Below are 5,741 nucleotides of genomic sequence, written 5' to 3' on the forward strand. Positions count from 1 at the left end.
GTCTTATAATCCTTTCTGGTATGATCTTCTCGGTCTTTGTTTTTTCAAGAATGGTTCAGGGGGGTGGTTTTACTATCTCTAATTTTTTAAGCTGGCTTCCTGTTACACTACTCTTTATATTAATTGGTATTCTTTTCGTTATAGAGGGATTCAGGATTAAAGAACCTTTGGAGAGAGAAGTCAAATGGTATAAAAGATACTCTAAGGTAATTATTGCTATCCTGATACCTCTTGTTATTGGAATAGCTGTAGGGGCTGTTTCAGGTTATAGATATTTTAATAGATATGATGATGGATATAGGGGTGAAAGGATTATAGAAGGTTATGAGATTACTTTGACGTGGGCAGGAGATGGACCTGGATGGCATAAGAATTCTATGGGGAACCTATCCTGGAATGAGGTTGCTCTTTATGGAAAAGAACCTATAGGATTTGAAGGGAAAAGAGAAATATACGCATCTTATGATGATTTCAAAAGATACAACATGTTTAGATACTTAAATTATGATGCTACAGAGCTTACTGATAAAGTTTATGATTTCTGGAGACTACCTACTATAGATGAGCTAACAAGAAGTATGTATAAGGATAATAAATGTGTTGGTTGTCCATGGAATGGAAAGGAAGGGATACAAAATTATAAAAAACCACCTGATAAGGAAACACCCCTGTGGGCACCTGATGAACCCGTTATATACTATATGTCATCCACAGAGGCAGATGAAAGAGAATACTATTCTATTTCCTATAGAGGAATGGTAATAAAGAGAGACAAAAGCGAAGTACTTGGTTCGCTTGGATTTAGAGCGATGAGAACAGAAAAGAAACCCTAAATTACACCAACTTCTTTACCAATTTTTATAAACTTTTCTATTCCAAAATCAAGATCTTCCTTTGAATGAATTGCTGAAACCATGACTCTTATTCTTGCTTTGCCCAGTGGAACTGTTGGATATGTTATGCCTTGCACAAAAACTCCCTCTTCGTTCAACCTATCAGCCATTTTGCTTGTTTTCTTCTCATCTCCAATTATAACTGGTGTTATGGGTGTTTGACTGTGTCCTATATCAAAACCTGCATTTTTAAGTTTCTCCTTTATATACTTTGAGTTTTCCCATAGTTTCTTTACAAGTTCATCACTTCTTGTAAGAATATCCACTGCTTCAATTAGTGCTGCTGTATCTGCTGGAGTGATGGATGTGCTGAAGAGAAAAGGTCTTGCCCTCTGTTTCATGTATTCAATGAGAATCTTTGAACCGGCTACATAACCTCCTATAACTCCAAAAGCTTTGGATAGAGTTCCAACATCAATATCAACCTTTCCCTCAAGATGAAAGTAATTTAATATTCCTCTTCCCCCTTCTCCAAGTACGCCCTCTCCATGCGCATCATCAACCATGGTTATCGCATTGTATTTCTCTGCGAGTTCCACTATTTCAGGCAGTGGAGCGATATCTCCATCCATGCTAAACACACCATCTGTAACTATAAGTTTTCTTCCTTTGTGGTCTTTATACTCTTCAAGTTTGTTTTTTAAGTCATCCATGTCTATGTGTTTATACCTTACTATCTCTGCCTTACTCAATCTACATCCATCAATGATTGATGCATGGTTGAGTTCATCGCTGAATATTAAATCTCCCTCTCCAACAATTAGAGGAATTGTAGCCATGTTTGCAAGTATTCCAGATTGAAGGAGAATTACTGCCTCTGCTCCTTTAAATTCAGCAAGTTTCTTTTCAAGTTCTATGTGGAGTAAATTTGTTCCTGCTATTGTTCTTACAGCGCCTGATCCTACTCCAAATTTATCAATGGCTTCTTTAGCCTTCTCTTTCAATTCCCTTTTGCTTATGAGACCAAGGTAGTTGTTGGAAGAGAGGTTTAGCATCTTTCTTCCATTTATAGTTACCCATGCTCCCTGCTCACTCTCAAGCACCCTTATCTTTGTGTACATACCCTTTTCCTTTAGTTCCTCAATCTTTTCTTTTAAAAAGTCAAGTTTTTCCATACTTCCCTCCTTAAGGAATTAAAATTACTTTTCCAGATTCTTTATTTTTCATAACCTCAAAACCTTTTTCAAAGTCTTCAAGTTTAAATTTATGAGTTATTACAGGGGTTATATCAAGTTTGCCAGATGAAAGGAGTTTCCTTACCTTAAACCATGTCCCAAATATTTTCCTTCCGTGAATTCCATACAATCTTAACTTCTTTAGAACCACATCATTTGTTATATCTATCTTTACATCTCCATCAAATATTCCAAGTAGTGAAATTCTTCCAAGGGGTGAAACAACTTTTAGCAAGTCCTTTAATCCTGCTTCACTTCCAGACATTTCAAGTCCAACATCTACGCCCATTCCTTTTGTTTCATCCATTACTCTCTCAACAAAGGACTCTTTCTTTACATTTACAGTTACATCTGCACCCAACTTTTTTGAAAGGTTGAGATGATAATCACTCAAGTCTGAAACAAATATTTTTGTTGCTCCAAGGACTCTGGAAAGAGCTACAGCCATTAAACCAATGGGACCAACGCCTACAATTGCCACACTTTTTCCAGATATATCCTCTGCAAGTACTGTATCTAAAGCATTGCCGAGGGGTTCCTGAATAGAAGCAACTTCCTCTGAAATATCTGGAGGATTTTTCCATACAACCCTTTCTGGAAGCACCACATATTCAGTAAACACACCGTCTCTATCCACTCCAATAACCTTTAGATTTTCACAGAGTTCCTGATTCCCGTTAAGACACATCCTGCAATGTCCGCAGTAGATGTGTGTTTCAGCTGAAACAAAATCCCCTGGTCTGAATCTTTTTACCCCTGAACCAACTTCAACTACTTCTCCTGAAAACTCATGTCCAACTATTAGTGGAGGTTTAATTCTATTTTTAGCCCACTCAGTCCAATCGTATATATGAACATCAGTTCCACATATACTTGCAGCCTTTATCTTTATTAATAATTCATCAGGTTGCTTTATCTCTGGTTCATCCACATTTTTAAGAACAAAACCCTTCCCTTCTCTTTCCTTAACTATTGCTTTCATACCTTCCTCATATAAGACCTAATTCTTTAACATGAAGCACATTTCTTTTATCTTTAAGAATTTCTTTAAGATGGTCATCTGCAGTTACAAGAAACGCCTTTTCTTTCTCAGCGAGAGCAACATAATATGCTTCTGTTATTGGTATTGCATATTTGAATGATATATAAACACTTTCTTTTATAGTTTCTGGATCAGCTTGTTTGATTTCAAAACCCATATCAAACAAACTCTTTACTCCTTCGTATACTTCTTCTTCTGTAAGGTCCACCTTGTATCTTAATACATTGGTGAATTCATAAAAAATAAAGTCCGGAATTATTATTTCAACAATTCCCTTTAAGTAATAATCTCTCAGTTTCTTCGCTTCTTTAACATACTTCTCCATCTTTTCCTTTCTAATCCACTTCAATACAACAGAAGTATCAATCACTACTCTTTCTGGAATCATTTTGTCTCCCTCCATCTCCTTAACACCTCACTACTATCCCAGACTATAGAGTCTTTTAATGCAAGTTTCTCTTGAATTTCTACAGCTTTAAGTACTTTTGGATTCATAGCGGGAGCTTTAAGAATTCTTGGTAGATACATCTGAAGTGCCTCCAGTAGGATTTCTTCCTTGCTCATTTTTCTTTTTTCCTCAACCTCTCTGAATTTTTCTTCCAATTCTTCGGTAAGGCTAATTTTTACTTCAAGCATACTCACCTCCTCCTTCATTTTATAATATTTTTCAATAAAAAAAAGCCCCTTTCGGGGCTTAAGGCATTATTATATTCTGTTTCTTCCCTATATCAAAGAAATCATATCTATAATAAAAAGATCCATCCTGAGTAGTAAGAAGAATATCCTGCTTTGTTATATAATCTTTATACTTTCCTGTTGATATTGTCCAGATTTCCGTATCAAATACTGGCTCTTTTAATTCATTCCCTTTCTTTAGTATCATTATAATTCTGTATCCAGTTGATTTGTATCCATTCACCATTTTGTTTCCCAGTTTTTCAATTTTGTACTCAAGGGGAAGAAGTGAGTCATTTTCGGTCGTGTAATTTTCAAAATCTCTTAAGGTATCTTTTGATGCCTTAAGATTCTGCTCAAAGTTGTTAAGAAGGTTATTGAAGAATCCCTTTAAACCTGGTTGATTCTTACTCCATGCGTCACCAACCTTCATTGCATAATCATCCCCTACCTTTATTACTTCAGTGGGGTTTTCTTCATCCTGAAGAGCAACAACTCTGATTTTATCGCCATTATCATCTTTCCATAGTTCAAAGACTTTCTTAGCCTCCTCTTTTTTTGGTCCAGCGTAAATGATAATATGGTAACTTTTAAGATCTGTGGGTGATTTAAATACCGGTTTTTCCTCTTTCTTTTTTATGGTAAGAGAAATTTCTACTGTTTCTCCAGCTTTAATCTCAACATCCTTCTTCACTGTTTCAAAGCCCTCTTTTTCTATTTTAAGAGTGTATGTACCAGGAGAAACTTCAATTAAAAAATTTCCATCATCAAGGGTTATATCTGTATTTTCTTCTCCCTCTCCTCCCTCAAGAGTAACAGTTGCTTCTGCCACCGGATTTCCTTCTGAATCCATAACTGTTCCTTTAATCTTCCCCGTCTCTGGCTTTTTAGGGCCACATCCATATGAGAAAGACAATGCTAAAAGTAAAATTGCAAGAATCAAGACTAAAGTTTTTTTCATAAAGTCACCTCCTCCTATTGTTTCTCTAATAATTTAACTATTTCCTCCGCAAAATGTTTCGCCATTTTTGGACCATTTCCAGTAACTATCCTTCCATCCACCTCAACACCTTTTCCTGTGTAATTTGCGCCGTTCTCTTTAAGTAGCTCTATTGCTTCCCTATCAGGATAAACAGTTGCCTTTTTATCTCTTAAGATTCCAGCTTTGGCAAGTACTACTGGTGAAAGACATATTGCTGCAACAATTTTTTCCAGTTCATAGGCTTTTTTTACAAAGTTTATAACTTCAGGACTGTTCCATAGATACTCTCTTGAGCCAACTCCTCCAACCACAACAACTGCGTCAAAATCTGATGGTCTTAAGTCAAGTATTGTATACTCCAGATTCACTTCTGCACCAAGCATTCCTTTTGCCTTACCAGTCCTTGTGGATGCAGTGGTTACAGATATTCCATAACTTTCAAATATCTCTTTTGGTATTTGATACTCTTCATCTCTAAAGTTTTCTGGTGCGATGATCATTACTATTTTCTTTCCCTTCAATTTCTCCATTTTTCCACCTCCTGAACATGAATAGGATGAGAATAAAATAATTAAAATTAAAAATAAAGCTAAAACATGTTTCATTTTCAAAACCTCCAATTTGTATTATACAGAGTTAAAAAGAAGTGGTCAAATGAGATTTGATATGGTGGGCCTCTCTGGACTCGAACCAGAGACCTCATCCTTATCAGGGATGCGCTCTAACCAACTGAGCTAGAGGCCCACTCTATTAATCATTATATGGAAATCTTCCCTCTTGTCAAGTATGGGATGATTTTCTTTCTGATATAATTCTTTTGATGATTGTAGCGACATGGAATGTTAACTCCATAAAGATGAGAATGGAAATTTTAATCAACTGGCTTAAAAAAGTTGAACCCGATTTTCTCTGTCTTCAGGAGACAAAAGTAAGAGATGAAGAGTTTCCAAAAGAAGAGTTGGAAAGATTAGGTT

General features: G+C 36.0%; 8 protein-coding genes and 1 tRNA gene. 2 read left to right on the forward strand and 7 right to left on the reverse strand.

Annotated features, from left to right (window positions below; all coding sequences use genetic code 11):
• Positions 1 to 833 (forward strand): hypothetical protein (locus J7J33_02000; GenBank protein ID MCD6168062.1); only part of this gene is annotated, 833 nt, incomplete at its 5' end.
• Here the strand turns inward: J7J33_02000 and J7J33_02005 are convergent.
• The 7 genes from J7J33_02005 to J7J33_02035 form a co-directional block, all read right to left on the reverse strand.
• Entirely contained in the window at positions 830 to 2,008 is a 1,179-nt protein-coding gene (locus J7J33_02005) for a glycine C-acetyltransferase (protein MCD6168063.1), read from the reverse strand. The genes J7J33_02000 and J7J33_02005 overlap by 4 nt on opposite strands.
• Positions 2,009 to 2,018: 10 nt before the next feature.
• On the reverse strand, positions 2,019 to 3,050 hold the full coding sequence (gene tdh, locus J7J33_02010) for an L-threonine 3-dehydrogenase (GenBank protein ID MCD6168064.1): 1,032 nt from the start codon (positions 3,048 to 3,050) through the stop codon (positions 2,019 to 2,021).
• Between the two features lie 7 nt (positions 3,051 to 3,057).
• Positions 3,058 to 3,498 carry a type II toxin-antitoxin system VapC family toxin gene (locus tag J7J33_02015; protein MCD6168065.1) on the reverse strand — a complete coding sequence of 147 codons (441 nt, stop codon included), beginning with the start codon at positions 3,496 to 3,498 and terminating at the stop codon, positions 3,058 to 3,060.
• Positions 3,495 to 3,746 (reverse strand): ribbon-helix-helix protein, CopG family, encoded by a 252-nt coding sequence (locus J7J33_02020; protein MCD6168066.1) that lies wholly within the window; start codon positions 3,744 to 3,746, stop codon positions 3,495 to 3,497. The genes J7J33_02015 and J7J33_02020 overlap by 4 nt, the downstream gene beginning before the upstream one ends.
• 58 nt (positions 3,747 to 3,804) lie before the next feature.
• The gene (locus tag J7J33_02025) at positions 3,805 to 4,746 is read right to left on the reverse strand and encodes a carboxypeptidase regulatory-like domain-containing protein (protein ID MCD6168067.1); all 942 of its coding nucleotides are present in this window, start codon (positions 4,744 to 4,746) and stop codon (positions 3,805 to 3,807) included.
• Between the two features lie 14 nt (positions 4,747 to 4,760).
• Complete coding sequence (locus J7J33_02030) at positions 4,761 to 5,372, reverse strand: DJ-1/PfpI family protein (protein ID MCD6168068.1); 612 nt, start codon at positions 5,370 to 5,372, stop codon at positions 4,761 to 4,763.
• A gap of 62 nt (positions 5,373 to 5,434) precedes the next feature.
• Positions 5,435 to 5,511: transfer RNA gene (locus tag J7J33_02035), tRNA-Ile, on the reverse strand.
• Positions 5,512 to 5,587: 76 nt separating this feature from the next.
• On the opposite strand from J7J33_02035, the gene J7J33_02040 reads away from it, so the two are divergent.
• A partial coding sequence (locus tag J7J33_02040; GenBank protein MCD6168069.1) for an endonuclease/exonuclease/phosphatase family protein occupies positions 5,588 to 5,741 on the forward strand: 154 nt, incomplete at its 3' end.

Source organism: Caldisericia bacterium, assembly GCA_021158845.1.
Taxonomy (GTDB): domain Bacteria; phylum Caldisericota; class Caldisericia; order B22-G15; family B22-G15; genus B22-G15.

Coding starts and splice junctions, on each gene's coding strand:
- J7J33_02005 (MCD6168063.1), bottom strand. CDS start 2,008: ATGGAAAAACTTGACTTTTTAAAAGAAAAGATTGAGGAACTAAAGGAA.
- tdh (MCD6168064.1), bottom strand. CDS start 3,050: ATGAAAGCAATAGTTAAGGAAAGAGAAGGGAAGGGTTTTGTTCTTAAA.
- J7J33_02015 (MCD6168065.1), bottom strand. CDS start 3,498: ATGATTCCAGAAAGAGTAGTGATTGATACTTCTGTTGTATTGAAGTGG.
- J7J33_02020 (MCD6168066.1), bottom strand. CDS start 3,746: ATGCTTGAAGTAAAAATTAGCCTTACCGAAGAATTGGAAGAAAAATTC.
- J7J33_02025 (MCD6168067.1), bottom strand. CDS start 4,746: ATGAAAAAAACTTTAGTCTTGATTCTTGCAATTTTACTTTTAGCATTG.
- J7J33_02030 (MCD6168068.1), bottom strand. CDS start 5,372: ATGAAACATGTTTTAGCTTTATTTTTAATTTTAATTATTTTATTCTCA.